This window comes from Caballeronia sp. LZ008 (assembly GCF_031451435.1).
Classification (GTDB): Bacteria; Pseudomonadota; Gammaproteobacteria; order Burkholderiales; family Burkholderiaceae; genus Caballeronia; species Caballeronia zhejiangensis.
This window is the reverse complement of sequence record NZ_JARUXK010000001.1, coordinates 934,500-954,825: the sequence shown is the minus strand read 5'-3', so window position 1 is coordinate 954,825 and position 20,326 is coordinate 934,500. Positions and strand designations below refer to the sequence as shown.

The following is a 20,326-nucleotide window of genomic DNA, read 5'->3' as shown; positions in this document are numbered from 1 at the left end:
GACTTGCCCGCCTGATCGGGGCGTGAGGGACGAGAAACATTCGGCATAGCGTCGCATTATAATCCCGGGATGAATTCCCAAACCGACCTCACGATGACCGCGACGCAGCCGGCAGTCGAGCCCGAAGCGCCGAATCCCCACGCCCAGTTCGTCGACTGGATGCGATCCGTCGCGCCCTACATTCACGCGTTTCGAAACAAGACTTTCGTTGTCGCGTTCGGCGGGGAACTCGTGCAGGAAGGTCGCCTCAACGCGCTCGTGCAGGACGTCGGCCTGTTGCACGCAATGGGCATCCACGTCGTGCTCGTGCACGGCTCGCGTCCGCAGCTCGACGAGCAACTGAGCCTGCACGGCGTCGAGTCGTCGTTCTCTCACGGCTTGCGCATAACGGATGCCCGCGCGCTCGAATCCGCGAAAGAAGCCGCCGGCGAAGTGCGTCTCGACATCGAGGCCGCGATCAGCCAGGGCTTGCCGAACACGCCGATGGCGCACGCGCACATCAGCGTGGTGTCGGGCAACTTCGTGACGGCGCGGCCGGTCGGCATTCTCGATGGCGTCGATTTCCAGCACACCGGCGTCGTGCGCAAGATCGACGGCGATTCCATCCGCCAGTCGCTCGCGTCGAACAAGCTCGTGCTGCTGTCGTCGCTCGGTTTTTCGCCGACGGGCGAAGCCTTCAATCTGTCGATGGAAGATGTCGCGTCCGCCGCGGCCATTGCGCTGCGCGCCGACAAGATCATTTTCGTGACCGAAATTCCGGGTCTCGGCGACTCGGAAAACGAGCTGATCCGCGAAATGTCGCTCGACGACGCCTATCGCTTGCAGGAAAGCGGCGAATTGCAGGGCGACACGGCGTTCTATCTGAAGCATACGGTGCGCGCGTGCCGCGGCGGCGTTGCGCGCGGCCACATCATTCCGTATTCGCTCGACGGCCGCGTGCTGCTCGAACTGTTCCTGCACGACGGCGTCGGCACGATGATCTCGTACGAGAATCTCGAAAGCCTGCGCGAAGCGACGCCCGACGACGTCGGCGGCATTCTCACGCTGATCGAGCCGCTCGAATCCGACGGCACGCTCGTACGGCGCGGACGGCACCAGATCGAGCGCGACATCGACCATTTCTCGGTCATCGAGCACGATGGCGTGCTGTTCGGCTGCGCGGCGCTCTATCCGTACACACAGGAGCGCATCGGCGAAATGGCCTGCCTGACGGTCGCGCCGGAAGCGCAAGGTTCGGGCGACGGCGAACGCCTGTTGAAGCGCATTGAACAGCGCGCCCGCGCACGCGGCTTGACGCGCATTTTCGTGCTGACGACGCGCACCGAACACTGGTTCCTGAAACGCGGTTTCGTGAAAGTGACCGTGGACGATCTGCCCGAAGATCGCCGGCGGCTCTATAACTGGCAGCGCAAGTCGCTCGTCCTGATGAAACAGCTTTGAACATGATCCAAGAAGCGTCGAACGGCGCTTTGCCCCCGATACAGAGGAGAAACTCACAATGGCCCGAATGGTTCAATGCGCGAAGCTCGGCAAGGAAGCCGAAGGACTCGATTTCCCGCCGCTGCCGGGCGAGCTCGGCAAGCGCATCTACGAAACGATCTCGAAGGAAGCCTGGCAAGGCTGGCTCAAGCAGCAGACCATGCTCATCAACGAGAATCGGCTGAACATGGCCGATCCGCGCGCACGCCAGTATCTGATCAAGCAGACGGAGAAGTATTTCTTCGGCGAAGGCGCCGATACGGCGTCCGGCTACGTGCCGCCGCAAAGCTGAAATCGCGCGTTCATCGCATCGCAAAAACCGGCCCGAGCGGCCGGTTTTTTGTTGTCCGCGCGGCGGAAAATTGTTCCGCTTAGTACATCGGACCACGAGATGACAATCGGCGCAATCCTACGTCCGACAAGGCTTTGCGGCCGCCGGGCTCGAGCGCGGTGGCAGACCGGTTTGCAGATCGTCTGTCATCGTGTTATCATCTTGCTCGTTATCAACAGCAATTCACCATCATTCACGTGCAAATGTTTCCGACTTCAAGTTCGGGCGTTGCGCGGTAGTGACAGTTTCTTATACAAAGAGGCGCGTCGGTTTTCCAAGCAGTAACGCCGGCCTTTTTCGTCTCAAGTTGTTTTTTCGCCGACGTCGCGGCCCACCCGCGGCAACTCAGTCATTCAGCGCTGCGTTCGCCGTCCGCACGTCAAATTCGTGTGTTTCACCCGAGTGCAATTTCGCGACTACACCCGCGCGAGGCACCGGCACCGTGTTTCTTTTCGCTCATCGACTTCGAGCCGCTCGGCCCGAGGTCGCGGAAAGCCTTTGCTTTCGTCTTCAAGCGTTCGCGGCGCCGTCTCGAAACTGCACTATCCCGGCAATTTGCGTCCGTCCTCCGCGGCGACGCACCCGACGTTCTTTGAGCGTCGGGATCGAATACGGAGTTTTTCGAACTATGTCTTCTCTTAACGAGGGCCTTTGGCGCAAACGCGATTCATCCAGTCAGAAGTCCGACCTCACCCTCGACGACATCACCATCGTCGATCAATCCCTGTTGAAGCGCGCCGTCGGCGCCATGGCCATCGGTAACGCGATGGAGTGGTTCGATTTCGGCGTGTACAGCTACATCGCCGTGACGCTCGGCCGTGTGTTCTTCCCGTCGAGCAGCCCCACCGCGCAGTTGCTCGCGACCTTCGGCACGTTCGCCGCCGCTTTCCTCGTGCGCCCGATCGGCGGCATGGTGTTCGGCCCGCTCGGCGACCGCATCGGTCGCAAGCGCGTGCTCGCGATGACGATGATCATGATGGCCGTCGGCACCTTCTGTATCGGCATCATTCCGAGCTACGAATCGATCGGCGTGATGGCGCCGGTACTGCTGCTCATCGCGCGTCTCGTGCAGGGCTTCTCCACGGGCGGCGAGTACGGCGGCGCGGCGACCTTCATCGCCGAATTTTCGCCGGACAAGAAGCGCGGCTTCATGTCGAGCTTTCTCGAATTCGGCACGCTCGTCGGCTACGTGCTCGGCGCGGGCGTGGTCGCGGTGCTGACGGCGGTGATGTCGGAAAAAGACCTGCTGTCGTGGGGCTGGCGCATTCCGTTCATGATCGCGGGTCCGCTCGGGCTGATCGGTCTCTACATCCGGATGAAGCTCGAAGAAACGCCTGCATTCCAGCGTGAAGCCGAAAAGGCCGAAGCCGTGTCGCACGAGACGACCAAGGAGCAGTTCCGCGAGACGCTGATCCAGCAATGGAAGCCGCTCTTGCAATGCGTGGGCCTCGTGCTGATCTTCAACGTGACCGACTACATGGCGCTGTCGTATCTGCCGAGCTATCTGTCGGCGACGCTCAAGTTCAACGAGACGCACGGCCTCTTCATCGTGCTCGTCGTGATGGTGCTGATGATGCCGCTCACGCTCCTCGCCGGCCGTCTGTCGGACACGATCGGCCGCAAGCCGGTGATGCTCGCCGGCTGTATCGGTCTGCTGGTGCTGTCGATTCCTTCGCTTTCGCTGATCCGCATGGGCACCGTTCCGTCGATCTTCGCGGGCATGATGATTCTCGGCGCGCTGCTGTCGACGTTCACGGGCGTGATGCCGTCGTCGCTGCCGGCGCTCTTCCCGACGAAGATCCGCTACGGTGCGCTCGCGATCGGCTTCAACGTGTCGGTGTCGCTCTTCGGCGGCACGACGCCGCTCGTCACCGCATGGCTCGTCGACACGACCGGCAACCTGATGATGCCCGCGTACTATCTGATGGGCGCGTCGATCATCGGCATCGTGTCGGTGCTCGCGCTCTCCGAGACGGCGAAGAAGCCGCTGAAGGGCTCGCCGCCGGCGGTCGCGTCGAAGTCGGAAGCGCATGCGATTCTGCGCGGCCATCGCGAAGCCGCCGAAATGGACGATGCGTTCCCGGAAGGCACGGTGCGCGCGTAAGCGTTCTGGCGTGATCGAATGGAAGGGCCGGTGCGTGAAGCGCCGGCCCTTTTTTCATTCGATCAGCGAAACGATGCGCGCTTCCGCTTTGCCGTCGTCGATATCGAGCAGCGCGAGCGTGACCGGCAATCTGAAGCGACGCGGCCCCGCGCTGCCGGGATTCACGAAGAGCACGTCGCCGCGCCGCTCGATGAGCGGCTTGTGCGAATGACCGGTCACGACGACATCGATGCCGTCGAGCTGCTTCGGCACATCGGCGATATCGTGGACGACGTGAATCGTCGCGCCGCCCAGTTCGATGCGCGCGTGTTCGGGCAGCCGCGCGAGGTCATCGGCGATATCGTTGTTGCCGCGCACGACGGTGAGCGGCGCGAGCGACGCGAGCGCATCGAGCACGTCGCGTCTGCAGATATCGCCCGCGTGGATGATGTGCGCGGAGCCGCGCAAGGCGTCGAGCGCTTCGGGGCGCACGAGGTTATGGGTATCGGAGATAAGGGCAATGCGCATGAGGCGTCACGCTTCTTCGTTCGCGCGCACGCCGAAGTCCTCACCGTGCGCCACGTTCGGTTTCAGCACCATCATCGTGTCCTCGCGACTGAATCGGTGCCGGCGATTATGCGGGACGGCCGAAACCTTGTCGAACGGCTTGTATACGACGAGCGGCGCGGCTTTGGCGCGGTCGCATGCAATGGTAGAATCGCGTCCGCCCTGCCGGGGTGATGAAATTGGTAAACATAGCGGACTTAAAATCCGCCGCCTCACGGCTTGCCGGTTCGAGTCCGGTCCCCGGCACCAAGCAGTATGAAGGGCAGCGCGCCGCACCCTCACACCGCGTTCAACAACCGCTCCGCATCCCTCACTGCATCGAGCAGCGCTTCGATCGCCGTATCGCGTTCGAGCAGGCACACATGCTCGATATCGAACGGCAACGCATCCACGCCGACGAAGCGCACCGTACCGCCGAAGCAGTCGCGCGCCTTGCCGCTCTTCACGGAAGCGATGTAGTTCGGGGTGATGTAGAGCGCAACGGGCGTCATGGCGGGCTCCGCGATGGTCCGGTCGATGAACCCGAGTCTAGCCGCACGCACCATCTCGCTGAACCCGCCGCACGCGGGGAAACCGATCCCCTCTTTCGCTGCCTTCGCTGCCTACACCGCATGCCCCAGCACACGCGCGACGTAGTGCCGTCCCCACGCCTCGCCGTGCGCGATCGCCTCGGCGACGGTCTCGAACGGGCCGCGGTCGCCGGTCATTTCGCCGGAGTCGTCGGCGAGTTTCGAACCGTGCAGCGGCTTCTGGTCGAGGCGCGTCACGCGCACGCGGATCGCGTAACCTTCGGACGGCGCCGCATCCTCGTCGCCATCGGCCGCGAGCGGCTTCGGCACGGCCTGCATGGCGAGCAGGTAATCGCCTACTTCGATGTCCTTCTGCATGGCGGTCGTCTCCATCGGTGAGGAACGCGCTCGTCGAACGTCAGTGCCGATTGTGCTACCGCATCGCTGCACAAAACAAGCGGTCACGCGCCGCGATGCACTACAGTGATGCACTGCGGCACGCGTGTTATAAAGCTCCGCCCGACACTCATCACGCCCCGGCGCGTCTCGCCGCATCGGGCACCGACCGAATTCATCGATGAACCATCGCATCCGTCACCTGCTGCCCGTCCTGCTCACGACTTCGCTCGCCTGTCTCGGCGGCTGCACGTCCTATTACAAGAACGTCGAGACCTGCAAGGAGAAGGTGCGGGCCGACTATCCCGACGCCGCGAGCGCGCCGCTCAAAATCACCGGTTCCGGCGCGAGTTATCATGGCTCGCGGGTCGTCGTGCACGGCACGATCCAGAATCCGCCGAAGCTGCCGGCCACGAAGTCTTCATCGGTGCCCGCAGCCGCCGAATGCACGTTCAGCGAAACGTCGATGACCGGCTTCCAGTGGCTCGTCCCCGCGAAGCTCGCGCCCAAGCCGCCGGTCGCCGAATCCGACGGCTGAATCCGACGGCTGAATCCGACGACCCAGCCCGAAACCGTCCGCGACGAGGAGATTCGCGCATGCTGCTCGCCCAGATCAGCGATCTGCACATCACGCCGCCGGGCACGCTCGCCTACGGCCGCGTCGATACTGCCGCGTATCTCGCCCGCGCGATCGACGTCCTCAACGCGCTCGATCCGCGCGCCGACGCCGTGCTTGTTACCGGCGATCTCGTCGATGCGGGCGGCATCGACGAATACCGGCATCTGCGCACGCTCCTCGACCGGCTCGCCATTCCGTGGCGCGTCATCGCCGGCAATCACGACGACCGCGCGAATCTGCGCGCCGTCTTCGGCGATCTCCCCGAACTCGCGGGTCACGACGGTTTCCTGCAGTACGCGTTCGAGGTCGGCGAAGTCCGCGTGATCGCGCTCGACACCCTCGATCCCGGCTCCGGCGCGGGACGCCTGTGCGCCACGCGCCTTGCTTGGCTCGAAGCGCAGCTCGACGCCTCGCGCGACCGGCCGGTGCTGATCGGCATGCATCATCCGCCGATCGAATGCGGCATCGGCTTCATGGACGACATCCGCCTCGCGCCCGACGACAGCCGCGCGCTCGACGCACTCGTGCGGCGTCATCCGAACGTCGAGCGCATAATATGCGGCCACGTGCACCGCGCGATCAGCGCGCGCTTCGGCGGCACGATCGTGTGGTGCGCCCCGTCGACGGCGCATCAGGTCGCGCTGCAATTGAAATCCGATGGTCCAGAAGCCTTCGTGATGGAGCCGCCCGCATTCGGGCTGCATCTGTGGCGCGCCGGCGTCGGCCTCGTCACGCATTGCATGAGCGTCGAACAAGGTGGCGGGCCGCAGCCTTTCTGAGCCGCGCCTTCAGGTGCGCTCGCGCGCGAAGTCGTCGAGCGCGTCGAGCACGCGATCGAACTCGAGCGATTTGTCGAAGAAGTGGCGCACGCCGTATTGCAGGCAACGCTCGCGATACGTCGGCAGCGCGTGATTCGTGAGCACCGCGATGAACGCGGTTTCCGAGCGCGGCGCGCCGCCCTCCTTGAGCCAGGCGAGCACGTCGATGCCCGAGCCGCGCTTCAGTTGCAGATCGACGATGATCGCATCGAAAGTCCGCGACGACAGCAGCGCGATGGCCTCGTCGGGCGCATCGGCGAACGCGGTCACGCGCCACGGCCCGAGCGCGTCGATCGCCTCGGTCAGGCTGCGGCGGATAAGCGGCGAATCCTCGATCAGCAACGCCGCGAGCGGCGGCCGCCGCGCGCCCGGCTGCTCCATTCGGTCGTCAGTGTCGATGTGATTGCCCACGGCGGGCGTCCTCCGGCAGTGCTCTCGCGGATGTTCGAACGATGCGCCGCTATTCGATCAGGCCGTTCTTGATCGCGTAATACGTGAGGTCGGCGTTATTGGAAAGCCGCATTTTTTCGAGCACGCGCGCGCGATACGTGCTCACCGTCTTCACCGACAGATGCAGTTCCTGCGCGATTTCCGTCGGCAACTGGCCGCCCGCGAGCTTGCAGAAAATCTGAAACTCGCGTTCCGACAGCAGTTCGTGCGGGCGCTCGGCGGCGGGCTTGTCGAGCTTGTCGGCGAGCGCATCCGCGATGAACTCCGACAGATAACGATGCCCGCGTGCCACCGTGCGGATCGCGCGCACGATTTCGTCGGGCGCGGCATCCTTGTTCAGATAGCCGTTCGCGCCCGCCTTCAGCAGGTTGATTGCGTACTGGCTTTCGGGGAACCCCGAAAGCATCAGCACGCCCTGCTCCGGGCGGATCTGCTTGATGACGCGCAAGGTATCGACGCCGTTCTTGTCGGGCATCGCGATGTCGAGCAGCACGACATCGAACGCCTGCGCGCGCACGAGCGCGATGGCCTCGTCGCCGGTGGCGGCTTCCGCGCCGACTTCCATGTCGGGTTCGTCGGCGACGAACTGCCTGAACCCGCTGCGCACGATGGCGTGGTCGTCGGCTATCAAGACTCGAATCATTCGCGTGGTCCGTGCTGCCGGACGGTCTGCTACCAGTGGATCGGCCATGTCATGCGGGCGCCGGGCGCGCGACGCGTCCCCGGCGACCTCGTCCTCATCCGTTGCGGCCTTCCAGCAGATCGGCCATGTCGTCGGCGTGCTCTTCCTCGACGGCGAGAATGTCCTCGAAGATGCGACGCGTCGTGACGTCCTTGTCGCCGAGATAGCGGATGATCTCGCGATACGTGTCGATCGCGATGCGCTCCGCGATCAGATTCTCGCGGATCATGTCGATCAGATCCTTACCTTCGCTGTACTGCGAATGCGAGCGCGACGAGAGGCCGTCGGGCGCGAAATTCGGCGCGCCGCCGAGTTGCACGATGCGCTCGGCGAGCGTGTCGGCGTGCTGCTGTTCCTCGTTCGCGTGCTCGAGAAACTCCTGTGCGACGGCTTCCGAGTGGATGCCCTTCGCCATGAAATAGTGGCGCTTGTAGCGCAGCGTGCAGACGATTTCCGTGGCGAGCGAATCGTTGAGCAGCTTCAGCACGGTCTCGCGATCGGCGCCGTAGCCGGTCGTCACCGCGCCTTCGTCCATGTGCTGCCGGGCATCGGCGCGGATCTTCTCGACATCGAGAACGAAGGCGTCGGTGGATTGGCTCGGCTCGGCGTTTACCGCAGACGATTTGGACATTTGGTTCGCTCCTCTTTGACAGGTGAGTTGACGTTGTTCGCTGGAGCAGGCTTCGGCGCCAGGGTTTCCATAGCGCCCTGCTATCCAATCCGATACTCCGATGCACACACCATGCCTGATCTGTCGAAGAAACCGCGCGACGGTGATGAAACCCGCGCGCGGCTTGATGGCTCGTGGCTTTTAGCTAAGCGGGCGTCACGTTCGGAACACGCCGAGCAGCAAAGTGACCACGAACACGACGAGAAAAATGAAGAAAAGGATCTTCGCGATTTCCGCCGCGCCGGCCGCGATGCCCGTGAAACCGAACACGGCCGCGATGAGGGCGATGACGAAGAAGACTGCAGCGTAATGAAGCATGTGACCTCCTTCCTGAGTTGTTGATTACGTTTTGTCGATACGTCCGGAACGCCGCTAATCGATCGCTTTTTTCGTGACGACGAAGCCGAGCACGAGAAACACGACGCACAGGATCAGGAACAGCACGAACAGGAACTTGGCGATGGCGGCCGCTCCGGCAGCGACGCCGGTGAACCCCAGCACGCCGGCGATCACGGCTACGATCGCGAAAAACAAGGCCCACTTCAGCATGATCGTTCCCCGTAGGAGTGGATGACGGAACTATCGTAGCCACGCGATGCGCGCCGCGCATTCGGGCAGGCTCCTTTTTTGCTGTGGGAATCCACCGACACTTGCTTTCAAATCGGCTGCTCTAAGTGAAACGCCGGACGACCCACGCCATGAGCCACGTACCGCCCACCGCGATACCGACGACGATCTTGCCCGAGGACACGCCGCCGCCCGCGCCGGAAGGCATCGCGCGCCGCGCCACGCGCTTCAACGACTGGATGCGCCGCTATAGCTGGGCGGTCGCGATGACGGTGGCGATCGTCATCACGGTCGGCGGGCTGATCATTCTGGAATCGGGGCGCATGCGGATCGCGTCGGAATACGAGACCGCGCTCGAAGCGAAAGGCGCGACCGCGCAGCTTTCGATGCTCGCCGCCGATATCGCCGCGCTCACCGCCGACGAACGCGGCTTCGCGCTACAGGCCGACGACGCGTATCAGGCGCATTTCCGCGACGCGGCCGGACGCGTGCGGCGCACGCTGGCGTGGCTCGATGCGTATTACCGGCGCATCGGTGACGACACCGCGCTCGCGAGCTTCGCGCAGATCCGCGCCGCCGCCGACGATGAAATCGCGCAAGGCACCGCGCGCATCGCCGATTCGCCCGATGCCACGCGTGCGCTGCCGCCACCCGACGCGAGCGCCACGCTCGATGCGGCGCTGTCGCTGTTGCGCCTGAACGAAGAGCAGCGCGCGCAACACGCGCTCGACGCGAGCCGCGCCGACCAGCGCATCTCGACGCTGTGCGTGGGCGCGTTGTGCGCCCTCAACATCGTGCTATTCATCCTGCTGTTTCGTAATCTCGGCATTCAGCTCGACAAGCAGGCGCGCGTGCAGAAGGCGCTCATTACGCAGCAGGAAGAGCTCGATCAGCTCGTGTTCGCGCGCACGCGTCAGCTCGAGGCGCTCGCGTGGCACTTGCAGTCCGTCAGCGAAAACGAGAAGACGGAGCTCGCGCGCGAACTGCACGACGAACTCGGCTCGATCCTCACCGCGAGCAAGATGGATGTCGCGTGGGTGCGCGGCAAGCTGAAGGACAGCGAGCCCGCGATGGCCGAAAAACTCGCGCGCGCGCTCGGCAATCTGGATCAGGGCATTGCGTTGAAGCGCCGCATCATCGAGGACATGCGCCCGACGGTGCTCGCCAACTTCGGTCTCGTCACGGCGCTGCGCTCGCTCGCCGATGAAGCCGCGCAGCGCAACGGCTGGAACGTCGAATTCGATCTGCCGGGCGAGGACGTGAAGCTCGGCGAGGCGATCGAAATCGCGCTTTTCCGCGTCGCGCAGGAGACGCTCACGAACGCGGCGAAGTACGCGCACGCGAGCCGTATCCGCGTGGCGCTGACGGTCGATGAAGCGAACGTGTCGCTCTCGATCACCGACGACGGCATCGGCATTCGGCCGCAGGATTTGAAGCGCACGCAGACGCATGGGCTCGTCGGCATGCGGCAGCGCGTGTCGGCGCGCGGCGGACGCTTCGAGATCGAGCGCGCGACGCCGCGCGGCACGGCGATCAGCGTGTCGATGCCGCGCGAGCGCAGCGCCGATGCGCCGGTCGTGGCGGCATCCACGTAGGACGGCGCCGACACGAAATGCGGACGACGCCGACACCAGAATCGCATGCGTGCCTACATCCGCGAACGATGCGCTTTTTTATGATTGTTCACACCGGTAAGACAGGACGTCAGCCAGGCGCCCGTCGACCACACACGATGCGCGAACCGTTTTTCCTGTCACGCATTTCAACTCCAAGGGGAATACACATGACTCGACTCATCGCTCTACTCCTCATCGCCGGCAGCGCGGCTCTCGCAGGCTGCAACACCGTTTCGGGAGCCGGTCAGGACATCTCGAAGGGCGGCCAGGCCATCTCGAACTCCGCGGAGCAGCACAAGTAATTCACGAGGCGCGCCGCTTCGCTGCGGCGTTCCCGCTCAGGCGTTCCATAGCGTTGACGTAGTTCTCTCTCTTCCCGCCACCTTCGCGTGGCGGGATTTTTTTTGTCTTTGGAGCCGTTCGTGTGTCGTCCAGGCCGCTCGCGGCGTCCCACGGGTCACGCGTCATTCTCTGCACAATGACGCCGATGACCCAGATCCCCTTCGCTGCGATAGAGTTCGCTCATCTCGATGCCTTCCTGAGCGATGATGCCTGGCTTCAGACATCGGGATTCACAGCGCAAACGGAGACACGAATGGCCAAAGTAAAAGTAGCCGGGTTCGGCGTTTCGCTCGATGGCTTCGCCGCGGGAACCGGTCAGAGTCTGGAACATCCGCTCGGGGTGCGGGGCCCGGAGCTCTTTCAGTGGTTTTTCCCGACGCAGACGTTTCGGCGGATGCAGGGAAAAGACGACGGCGAAACCGGTGTCGATGACGACTTCGCCCGGCGCGCGATGGACGGATTCGGCGCGTTCATCCTCGGGCGCAACATGTTCGGGCCGATTCGCGGCGAATGGCCGGATGAACAATGGAAAGGATGGTGGGGTGAGGATCCGCCCTATCATGCGCCGACTTTCGTGCTGACCCATTACCCGCGTCCGCCGATTCGGATGCAAGGCGGGACGACGTTTCACTTCGTCTCGGACGGCATCGAGGTCGCGCTGCAAAAGGCACGCGAAGCGGCCGGCGCGAAGGACATCAAGATCGGCGGCGGAGCGGCCACGGTCAAGCAATACATTCAGGCCGGCCATGTGGATGAAATCCACCTCGCTTTCGCGCCGGTGGCGCTCGGGCAAGGGGAATCGCTCTTCGACGGTCTGGATTTGCGCGCTTTGGGATATCGGACGGTCGAGCACGTTCCGACGGAGCGGGCCACGCACATCGTCCTTGCGAAGTAGCTGCGCGCGATACGAAAAAGCCCGGCCGATTCTTCCGGCCGGGCTGTGCGGTTCATGCCTTATTGCGTGTCGGGCAGTTCGAGCGCCGGCTGCTGCGTGTTGCCACCCTGCGCGACGAGCACGCGAATCTTCTCGGGCACGAGTTGCGTGGCTGCATTTCCCGAAGGCAGCGTCGTCACGAGCCAGTCCGCGTTGTTGACGAGATCGAACGACGCCGATTTATAGACCGGCGTCTTCGAGCCCGGCAGCGTCGCGATCAGTTGATACGTGCCGCCGGAGACGTAGATCGAGTCTTGCGTCGTCGCCGGTACGGCGTTCTTGTAGGCCACGCCCGCCATCGTCGGGCTGACGGTCGAGATGTTCGTGCCCGGCGCGACGAGATAGATGTCGAGGTTCGGCGCGTTCGTCGATGCGTTGAACGCGCGCACGCGTGCGCTGCTCGATAGCAGGCCCTTGTCGAACGGATCGTCGATCACCGCGATCGACGGCACGAAGCCCGCGTCCGGCAGCGCGATCACCGTGTATTCGTGCCCTTTCGCCGCGTTCGAGATGGTCGTGTCGGTCGCGAGTTGCGTCGTCGTGTTGACGGCGGCGTAGGAAAAGTTGTGCTGGCCCGTGTCGATGTTCGCGAAGTTCGTCACCGCCTTATAGGCGAGATTCGGCTGCAGGATCTTGCTGTTGTCGTAGAAGTCGACGTTCGGGCCGCTCGGGATCGCGTGGATGAAATGGACTTGCGGCTGAGTGACGCCGATTTCCTTGCCGACGTCATCGGAGCTTCCGCCGCAAGCGGAGAGCAAAGCGGCGACGGCGGCAAGCGCGGCAGCGGTGCGGATGAGCTTCATGGTTTCACCTTTTCTCTTGGTTTTAATCGTTGTTTGAGTCCGCAGTGCGTTTCGTAAGGCGTGGTGCGTTTCGAGGTTTGAGGCCGGGACTCTCCCGTTTTGGCCTTGCTCACCGTCAGCGGCGACGCTTACCGCGAATGACACCGCGACGGGGTAACCGGCGTTAGCAATCCCTGTGCCCCGGTTCGGCGCAGGGAGGCTCGAACTGTGGACAAGCATCGTTGACCGCGCGCCGGCATTCTCCAGATCAAGCTTCACGAGATAACGTGTCGACGAGGGAACCAGAAGGAGCACTTGCGGCTATGCCATTGCGCGACAGGATTGATACAGTTTCATTCCAAGTTCATATTCAGGCGACCCTTCCGCATCGGAAATCAACGCGGCCATTTCCGTCATGTCGAGCCGGTGATCGCCCGCAAATAACAGACGCCGAATCGCGTTAGCAAGGAGCCCTTCTCTCTCCCCTACCGGGAGATAGTCGAGCTTTTCATAGGGAATCGTTGAAACGTTCCTAAAGCTAGGCGTCGCCAGGAACGGAACAGTCAGATTTGCCATCACACGTCCACTGGAAATCCAATCCCGGTACAGAATATCCACCGCTATTCCGGGATCCGGCTCTTCAGAGAAAAGCTGCCGCAGTGTTTGCTTTCCCTTCGGAGTCACGACGTAACAGGCAGAGCAATATGCAAAGATCCCACGTGCGTCAATAATGCTCACGCCTGAGAGCGCATGTCTATCCTCTTCCGAAGCATCGCCGCGCATCCGATTCTTCATTTGTATCTCACTAAGAGATAACAGGAAGGGCGCCTGTGCATAGAAGGAGCAACAGTCTAAAAAAAGAATATCGCAGGTCGGATTTCTAGCGATAAATTCACTTAGCGTGGCTGGATTCGCTATTTTCGAAAAAGAACGACTGATTTCTACATCGTCCTCCAAAATCAGAAGAGCCGACGAATCATCAGAGTCTGCAATAGCCTCCGTGTGCGACTGTCGACACGCCCAAACACTGTTTTCAACAACGCCGACGAACGGCCCACGCGTGCTTCCATCGACTGCGGCGAAACGCTTGATCCAATCTTCGCAGCCCAAATCATGCAGCTGACGCTCGATTGAATGTCGACGCTCCTTACTTCTTTCAAGATTTATGTACACCCCTTCAAGCCGCATGATCGATGCTCCATCCTAAATCGATAAGTATAGCTCATCATTTTCTTGCTGATGATCATCGCTCTCTTGAAGCTTTACATCTGCCGCCCGCGCTTTGCCGAATCGATGATCCGAGCGCACGTGTTCAGGTCCGCTGTGAACACATCTAGATCGCTGCGGAGGACGGATCCCGCATAAAATCGTCCTCCGCAACAGCTGCTTACCAGCGATATCCCGCCTGTGCTTTCATTGCGACCGGACCGCTCGTGCCTGTCGACACCCCCAGACCAATGTTCAGGTTCGCCGTCGCCTGATAGGCGGCCGCGAGACCGACAGCCGTCGCGGAGCCGTAGTTGCCGACGGCCGTGCCGACCCACTTCTCACCGACGTTGAGCACCGGAATGCTCGGGATCGCGAGAGTTGCAGCGGCGGCGCGGTCGGCGTAGTGCTTCATCTCGTTCTTCGCACCTGCAACGGCTTGGTCGGTGTAGGAATTCGCCCCTGCGATGGCCTCGTCGGTGTAGCCGTTGGCCTGCTTCACCGCGCTGTTCAACTGATCGACGTTGACGGCGTCGGTGCCTTGCGTACCGGCGGCCACGTTCGTGATCTGCCGTTCGCTGCCTGATGCGCCGACCGAGACGGTGTTCGCGCGATTAGCGACCGAATCGGCACCGAGCGCGACGGAATTGTCGGCGTTGGCGTTAGCGTTAGCGCCCATTGCCATCGAGTGCGTAGCGCTTGCGACAGCAGCCTCTGACGGATCGCCGTCAAGGGCGAACAGCAGACTGGAGCCGCTTATTGACGCAGAGACCACCGGTGTCGCACCTACGTCCGACGTTGCCCCGAGCAGAGAAGGAGCGCTCTTTGCGGCGACTTCGACGCCCGATGGAAGCGACGCGCCCACGAACGTCGCTCTGACGCCACCACGCAAAGCCGCGATGCTCGCTGTGTTCTGCGCGACTTGGGCACTCACCGCGTTTAGCTGCGACATGTTGACAGCGTCATTGCCGTCAATTCCATTCGCTACGCCGATAATGCGTCGGGAAAAGCCCCAATCTCCACCGACGCTGACCACATTGCTTTGACCAAAATCGTTTGCGTTCGCACCCAGTGCGACTGAGTTGAGACCGCTTGATTGCGCGCCGGAGCCGAGCGCCACCGAGTATTTATTTTGAGCATAGGAGCCGTTACCGAAGGCTGCGCTTTCTTCACCCGCTGCTCGGCTGTAGCCACCAGCAGCAATGCTCAACCAACCTGAAGCATTCGCCGCCGAACCAAACGCCGCGGAGAAGTGATCGCCGGCTTTCGCCCCGCCGCCGACTGCGACGGAGCCCCACCCTTCAGCGACAGAGTTTTCGCCGATCGCTGTTGCATTTTCATTAGTAGCTCTTGCGCTGTCCCCGAGTGCTGTCACGGCATTGCCCGTTGCTTTAACGTAACGACCGATCGCGATGCTAGCATCGCCTTGAGCGTAAGGAGCGGCGCCAATTGCAATCGAGGGTCCGTCCGTTCGCGCGTCATATCCGATCGCAATCGCGCCGTTGCCGTTCGCATGGGCATTGTTGCCAAATGCCACCGGGAACCAGCCATCTTCGGCGATCGCATTATTGCCCAACGCTGTGCTGTATTGGCCGGATGCTCGTGTGCCCTTTCCGATGGCAATACTGTCGTTTTGGGCTTGCGTACCCGCTCCGATGGCGAGGCTCGCGCCAGACGCCTTCGCGCTCGCTCCGACTGCAAGACCATAACTGTCGGCACGAGCTTGGGCACCGATCGCGGTGGCGTCCCATCCCCCTCCGTAGGCATCGATACCTATCACTACCCCGTTCGCACTCGCGCGAGTGTTTGCGCCAATGGCAATCGCATCTGCGTATGTGGTCGTGGCATTCGGACCTATTGCAATACTGTTCTGCCGCGCACTGCTATTCAGACCGATCGCGACAGCCGGTGCATCATTGGAATATTCGTCACCCGTTGAATACGCGTTGGCGCCGTTTCCGATCAGTACGCTGTCTGCCAAGCGGTTCGACTGACCGTTGCCGATCATGGTTCCGGTCGCCGCAGCGTCGTTGTTGTCACCAACGATATTGGTACCATCACGAGACACCGTGTTGTTGTCGCCGACGACGTTCGTGCCATCACGGGACACATTCGGGCCGACCCTGTTATTCCACCCGTTAACCGATCCTGCCGACACATTGGCGCTCGCTAGAACTGCCATGGTAGTCAAGACAGCCAGCATGACGGGCTTGAATCGCATCTGTTGAACTTTCATTTATAATTTCCTCACAACAAGAACGTCGTTGTTTGTACGTTTTGACGCGTTCGGCTCCCGGCCAAGGTTCGCCGAACGCGGTCTTTTCTCAATGCCATAATCTGCGTTAGCTCAATGTTGTGATCCTCCTTTCGCCGGGCCGAAAATGCCCGACTTTTAGTGCATCGCTTTACAAAAATGGGAGACAAACTGCACAGTTAATTATCTGTCATCCTAACTATATAGAAGAGACAAACCCGACTGCGTGAGAGCAATTATGTAATAGTTACATAAGGGCCGCAATTAAGCATGCCTGAGTATTTTGTCGCATCTAGATGGGTATGTTGACCAGTGCGATGCGCTCTGGACGAGCGCTCGATTTCGGCAATTTTTGTATCTGGTATTGCCGAGATTTCAATTCGCCGAGTCCGGTTTGTCGTGCATTTTTCCAAACATCGTGCGAAGAAAGTGCGCCGTTACGCCATCCCCCGCCGCCGCTGATCAAACCAGAACGACAGCCCAACGGAAAGCAGAATCACAACGGTCGCAATCACGGTCCACTGCGTGACGATTTCCCCGAGCAGCAGCGCGCCCAAACCAACCGCCACCACCGGATTCACATAAAGACAACTCGTCGCGACGATCGTGCTCGTATTGCGTATCAGAAAGTTATACGCGACATAAGCGGCCATCGAACCGATCACGACGAGATACAAAAACGAGAACCCCGCGCCGACACCGACGCTCGCCAACCGCTCGCCCGATGCGAACGCGATCGCCGTCGCGATCAATCCGCCCAAACCGATCTGCAGCGCCGTCGACATCAGCAGATCGGAAGGCTGCGGCAGGCGCGTCGCCAGATGCGCGCCGCCCGCCCAGAAGATCGCGGCGCACAGAATCGCCAGCGTGCCGACCGTCGAACTCGGCGAGGGATCGCCGTGATTCAGCAGCACGATCCCGAGCAGACCCAGCGCCACCGCGAACCACTCGCCTTTCGCGACGCCGCGTCCGCTGAGCGCGGTGAAGATCGTCGCGAAAAGCGGCACCGTCGCGACCATCACGGCGGCCGTGCCGGTCCCCACGGTCCGCATGCCGTAAGCCATCATCCCGCTCGACAGACCTTCCAGCAACGTGCCGACGATCGCCGCGTTGCGCACTTCCCGCGCGCTGGGCCACACCGACTTGCGATGCACCGCGATCAAGAATAGCCCGATGCCCGCGAACAGATTGCGCAGCCCGCCGAGCATCAACGGCGGAAAAGATTCGAGCGCGAGATGGATGCAGAGATACGTCGATCCCCAAACGAGATAGACGACCGTCAGTGCAAGCGCGACCTGCCCCTTGAAAGAGCGCGGCGCGCGAAACGGAAAACGGTCAGGGAAGCTGAACGGCAGGCGCGGCGGAGGCAGTGCGGACATGCATCACTCCGCGGCGACGGCTGCGCGCCGGAGAAAAACGGGCAAAACCAGACAGAACGACATGGCGTAAAGCAAAGGGGAATGGCGCGAGGAAGGACCGCGCGACCTTCGGGAAAACCCGGAAATCCGCGGCGCCCGACATTATGCAGTAAGCGCTCGCATCCATCGGCTCATTTTCGGGATGGTTGCCAAGACGCCACGCCGCGGTGTAACGTGTCGGCTGCTAACGCGGGGGTCCTGCGTTGCACATCGCGGTTTCGTGCGGTTTCATCGACGAAGCGCTTCGTGTGGCGTGGGTGAGAAATACCCTTTGAACCTGATCTGGATAATGCCAGCGCAGGGAAGCGTTCGGGTTCCATAGGCCGCAGTCCACGCCACTTCAACCGAACCCGTACCTTTCCATCTCGTTCCTCCCTGTTTAGCTCCTGAGTCACCACGAGCTACGACATCGCTCGTGCTGAAAAAAAACGTCCCTTAGGAGATCAAGCACATGAATGCCAACCCGAAGTTCCTCTCGGAAAACGCCGTCGTCGATGCCGCCGCCATCGCGCCGCTGCCGAACTCGCGCAAGGTCTATGTCGAAGGTTCGACGCCCGACATCCGCGTGCCGATGCGCGAGATCACGCAATCCGACACGCCCGACGGCTTCGGCGGCGAGAAGAATCCGCCCGTCTACGTGTACGACACGTCGGGCCCGTATACCGATCCCGACGCGCAGATCGACATTCGCAGCGGTCTGCCCGCGCTGCGCGGCGCGTGGATCGAAAAGCGCGGCGACACCGAGGAACTGAGCGGCCTGTCGAGCGAGTTCGGCCGCGAGCGCGCCGCCGATCCGAAAACGGCCGAACTGCGCTTTCCGGGTTTGCACCGTCATCCGCGCCGCGCGCTCGCCGGCAAGAACGTCTCGCAGATGCACTACGCGCGGCAAGGCATCATCACGCCGGAGATGGAGTACATCGCGATTCGCGAGAACCAGCGTCGCGCGGAGTATCTCGAAAGCCTGCGCACGAGCGGCCCCAACGGCGAAAAGCTCGCGAAGATGATGGGCCGCCAGCACGCCGGACAAGCCTTCGGCGCGGCGGCGTTCGGCAAGGACGCGGCGAAGGAAATCACGCCTGAATTCGTGCGCGAGGAAGTGGCGCGCGGCCGCGCGATCATCCCCGCGAACATCAATCACCCGGAAAGCGAGCCGATGATCATCGGCCGCAACTTCCTCGTGAAGATCAACGCGAACATCGGCAATTCGGCGGTCACGTCGTCGATCGGCGAGGAAGTCGACAAGATGACGTGGGCAATTCGCTGGGGCGGCGACACGGTCATGGATCTGTCGACCGGCAAGCACATCCACGAAACGCGCGAGTGGATCATCCGCAATTCGCCGGTGCCGATCGGCACGGTGCCAATCTATCAGGCGCTCGAAAAGGTGAACGGCAAGGCCGAAGACCTGACGTGGGAAATCTTCCGCGACACGCTCATCGAGCAGGCGGAGCAAGGCGTCGATTACTTCACGATTCACGCCGGCGTGCGCCTGCAATACGTGCCGCTGACCGCGAACCGCATGACGGGCATCGTGTCGCGCGGCGGCTCGATCATGGCGAAGTGGTGCCTCGCGCATCACAAGGAAAGCTTCATTTACGAGCACTTCGAAGACATCTGCGAAATCATGAAGCAATACGATGTCTCGTTCTCCCTCGGCGACGGCCTGCGCCCCGGCTCGATCTACGACGCCAATGACGAAGCCCAGCTCGGCGAACTGAAGACGCTCGGCGAACTGACGCAGATCGCGTGGAAGCACGACGTGCAGGTGATGATCGAAGGCCCCGGCCACGTTCCGATGCAGCTCATCAAGGAAAACATGGACCTGCAACTGGAATGGTGCGACGAAGCGCCCTTCTACACGCTCGGGCCGCTGACGACCGACATCGCGCCGGGTTACGACCACATCACGTCGGGCATCGGCGCTGCGATGATCGGCTGGTTCGGCACCGCGATGCTCTGCTACGTCACGCCCAAGGAACACCTGGGGCTGCCGAACAAGGACGACGTGAAGGAAGGCATCATCACGTACAAGCTCGCGGCGCACGCGGCCGATCTCGCGAAGGGTCATCCGGGCGCGCAGGTGCGGGACAACGCGCTGTCGAAGGCACGCTTCGAATTCCGCTGGGAAGACCAGTTCAATCTCGGTCTCGATCCGGACAAGGCGCGCGAATTCCACGACGAAACGCTGCCGAAGGATTCCGCGAAGGTCGCGCATTTCTGCTCGATGTGCGGCCCGCACTTCTGCTCGATGAAGATCACGCAGGACGTGCGCGATTTCGCGGCGAAGCAAGGTGTCAGCGAAAGCGAGGCGCTCGCCAAGGGCATGGAGACGAAGGCGATCGAGTTCGTGAAAAAGGGCTCGGAAATCTATCAGCCGACCTGAAGCTTCTGACTCGCTGACAACGGCCTGTCGCACAGCGCGTGCGGCAGGCCGTTTTTTATGTGTGCGCCGGGCGCAAAGCCTTGCCGGGCCTGAATGAGCGGTTCATCCGACGATTCGGGCATCTTTTCTGCTGGTTGAGTGCGTGAACCGGCGCAAATGCGGCCGAGCCGCAGCCGATTCATCTCATCTTCGAATTGGAGAGTCGACATGAAAATCATCA

Annotated in this window: 22 protein-coding genes, 1 tRNA gene and 1 riboswitch; of the genes, 10 read left to right on the top strand and 13 right to left on the bottom strand. The window is 62.0% G+C overall.

Annotation, left to right across the window (positions count from 1 at the left end; all coding sequences use genetic code 11):
• The first annotated feature begins 69 nt into the window (after positions 1-69).
• From argA to proP, 3 genes are all read left to right on the top strand, one after another.
• Positions 70-1,440 (top strand): amino-acid N-acetyltransferase, encoded by a 1,371-nt coding sequence (gene argA, locus QCE49_RS04500; protein ID WP_309805749.1) that lies wholly within the window; start codon positions 70-72, stop codon positions 1,438-1,440.
• Between the two features lie 58 nt (positions 1,441-1,498).
• On the top strand, positions 1,499-1,771 hold the full coding sequence (locus tag QCE49_RS04495) for an oxidative damage protection protein (RefSeq protein WP_008350541.1): 273 nt from the start codon (positions 1,499-1,501) through the stop codon (positions 1,769-1,771).
• Positions 1,772-2,438: 667 nt separating this feature from the next.
• Positions 2,439-3,914 (top strand): glycine betaine/L-proline transporter ProP, encoded by a 1,476-nt coding sequence (gene proP, locus QCE49_RS04490; RefSeq protein ID WP_033536864.1) that lies wholly within the window; start codon positions 2,439-2,441, stop codon positions 3,912-3,914.
• A 54-nt stretch (positions 3,915-3,968) separates the two neighbouring features.
• Here proP and QCE49_RS04485 read toward each other — a convergent pair whose 3' ends face one another.
• Positions 3,969-4,421: a metallophosphoesterase family protein gene (locus QCE49_RS04485; protein ID WP_175979903.1), complete on the bottom strand. Its 453-nt coding sequence runs from the start codon at positions 4,419-4,421 to the stop codon at positions 3,969-3,971.
• 203 nt (positions 4,422-4,624) lie between these two features.
• Here QCE49_RS04485 and QCE49_RS04480 point away from each other — a divergent pair.
• Positions 4,625-4,709 (top strand) — tRNA-Leu (locus QCE49_RS04480).
• 29 nt (positions 4,710-4,738) lie between these two features.
• Here QCE49_RS04480 and QCE49_RS04475 read toward each other — a convergent pair.
• A complete protein-coding gene (locus QCE49_RS04475) occupies positions 4,739-4,951 on the bottom strand; it encodes a hypothetical protein (protein WP_008350546.1) in 213 nt (70 codons plus the stop codon).
• Positions 4,952-5,062: 111 nt separating this feature from the next.
• Positions 5,063-5,347 carry a hypothetical protein gene (locus QCE49_RS04470; protein WP_008350548.1) on the bottom strand — a complete coding sequence of 95 codons (285 nt, stop codon included), beginning with the start codon at positions 5,345-5,347 and terminating at the stop codon, positions 5,063-5,065.
• A 199-nt stretch (positions 5,348-5,546) separates the two neighbouring features.
• On the opposite strand from QCE49_RS04470, the gene QCE49_RS04465 reads away from it, so the two are divergent.
• Both QCE49_RS04465 and QCE49_RS04460 read left to right on the top strand, forming a co-directional pair.
• On the top strand, positions 5,547-5,903 hold the full coding sequence (locus QCE49_RS04465; RefSeq protein ID WP_250456475.1) for a hypothetical protein: 357 nt from the start codon (positions 5,547-5,549) through the stop codon (positions 5,901-5,903).
• A gap of 59 nt (positions 5,904-5,962) precedes the next feature.
• Positions 5,963-6,763, top strand: a complete 801-nt coding sequence (locus QCE49_RS04460; protein ID WP_250481515.1) for a phosphodiesterase — start codon at positions 5,963-5,965, stop codon at positions 6,761-6,763.
• Between the two features lie 9 nt (positions 6,764-6,772).
• Here the strand turns inward: QCE49_RS04460 and QCE49_RS04455 are convergent, their stop codons facing one another.
• The 5 genes from QCE49_RS04455 to QCE49_RS04435 all read right to left on the bottom strand — a co-directional run bounded on the left by QCE49_RS04455 (position 6,773) and on the right by QCE49_RS04435 (position 9,153).
• Positions 6,773-7,213 (bottom strand): response regulator, encoded by a 441-nt coding sequence (locus QCE49_RS04455; protein WP_008350554.1) that lies wholly within the window; start codon positions 7,211-7,213, stop codon positions 6,773-6,775.
• A 49-nt stretch (positions 7,214-7,262) separates the two neighbouring features.
• On the bottom strand, positions 7,263-7,895 hold the full coding sequence (locus QCE49_RS04450) for a response regulator transcription factor (protein WP_008350556.1): 633 nt from the start codon (positions 7,893-7,895) through the stop codon (positions 7,263-7,265).
• Positions 7,896-7,989: 94 nt separating this feature from the next.
• Positions 7,990-8,565: a bacterioferritin gene (locus QCE49_RS04445; protein ID WP_008350558.1), complete on the bottom strand. Its 576-nt coding sequence runs from the start codon at positions 8,563-8,565 to the stop codon at positions 7,990-7,992.
• Positions 8,566-8,760: 195 nt separating this feature from the next.
• Positions 8,761-8,922, bottom strand: coding sequence for a DUF1328 family protein (locus tag QCE49_RS04440; RefSeq protein ID WP_008350559.1), 162 nt, complete (start codon positions 8,920-8,922; stop codon positions 8,761-8,763).
• Between the two features lie 54 nt (positions 8,923-8,976).
• Positions 8,977-9,153 carry a DUF1328 domain-containing protein gene (locus QCE49_RS04435; protein WP_008350561.1) on the bottom strand — a complete coding sequence of 59 codons (177 nt, stop codon included), beginning with the start codon at positions 9,151-9,153 and terminating at the stop codon, positions 8,977-8,979.
• Between the two features lie 149 nt (positions 9,154-9,302).
• On the opposite strand from QCE49_RS04435, the gene QCE49_RS04430 reads away from it, so the two are divergent.
• From QCE49_RS04430 to QCE49_RS04420, 3 genes are all read left to right on the top strand, one after another.
• Positions 9,303-10,766, top strand: coding sequence for a sensor histidine kinase (locus tag QCE49_RS04430; protein WP_250456477.1), 1,464 nt, complete (start codon positions 9,303-9,305; stop codon positions 10,764-10,766).
• Between the two features lie 188 nt (positions 10,767-10,954).
• A complete protein-coding gene (locus QCE49_RS04425) occupies positions 10,955-11,089 on the top strand; it encodes an entericidin A/B family lipoprotein (RefSeq protein WP_008350566.1) in 135 nt (44 codons plus the stop codon).
• A gap of 293 nt (positions 11,090-11,382) precedes the next feature.
• The gene (locus QCE49_RS04420; RefSeq protein WP_175980118.1) at positions 11,383-12,024 is read left to right on the top strand and encodes a dihydrofolate reductase family protein; all 642 of its coding nucleotides are present in this window, start codon (positions 11,383-11,385) and stop codon (positions 12,022-12,024) included.
• Positions 12,025-12,083: 59 nt separating this feature from the next.
• Here QCE49_RS04420 and QCE49_RS04415 read toward each other — a convergent pair whose 3' ends face one another.
• From QCE49_RS04415 to QCE49_RS04400, 4 genes are all read right to left on the bottom strand, one after another.
• Complete coding sequence (locus tag QCE49_RS04415) at positions 12,084-12,866, bottom strand: DUF4397 domain-containing protein (RefSeq protein ID WP_008350569.1); 783 nt, start codon at positions 12,864-12,866, stop codon at positions 12,084-12,086.
• 300 nt (positions 12,867-13,166) lie between these two features.
• Positions 13,167-14,033, bottom strand: a complete 867-nt coding sequence (locus QCE49_RS04410; protein ID WP_250456478.1) for a hypothetical protein — start codon at positions 14,031-14,033, stop codon at positions 13,167-13,169.
• A gap of 199 nt (positions 14,034-14,232) precedes the next feature.
• Positions 14,233-16,287, bottom strand: a complete 2,055-nt coding sequence (locus QCE49_RS04405) for a YadA family autotransporter adhesin (RefSeq protein WP_250456479.1) — start codon at positions 16,285-16,287, stop codon at positions 14,233-14,235.
• A gap of 455 nt (positions 16,288-16,742) precedes the next feature.
• Positions 16,743-17,684: an EamA family transporter gene (locus tag QCE49_RS04400; protein ID WP_250456480.1), complete on the bottom strand. Its 942-nt coding sequence runs from the start codon at positions 17,682-17,684 to the stop codon at positions 16,743-16,745.
• A 220-nt stretch (positions 17,685-17,904) separates the two neighbouring features.
• Positions 17,905-18,045: riboswitch (TPP riboswitch) on the top strand.
• Between the two features lie 129 nt (positions 18,046-18,174).
• Between QCE49_RS04400 and thiC the strand changes: the two genes are divergently transcribed.
• Positions 18,175-20,106, top strand: coding sequence for a phosphomethylpyrimidine synthase ThiC (gene thiC, locus QCE49_RS04395; protein ID WP_008350573.1), 1,932 nt, complete (start codon positions 18,175-18,177; stop codon positions 20,104-20,106).
• Here thiC and QCE49_RS04390 read toward each other — a convergent pair.
• A complete protein-coding gene (locus QCE49_RS04390) occupies positions 20,094-20,324 on the bottom strand; it encodes a hypothetical protein (RefSeq protein ID WP_250456482.1) in 231 nt (76 codons plus the stop codon). The genes thiC and QCE49_RS04390 overlap by 13 nt on opposite strands.
• Between the last annotated feature and the right edge of the window lie 2 nt (positions 20,325-20,326).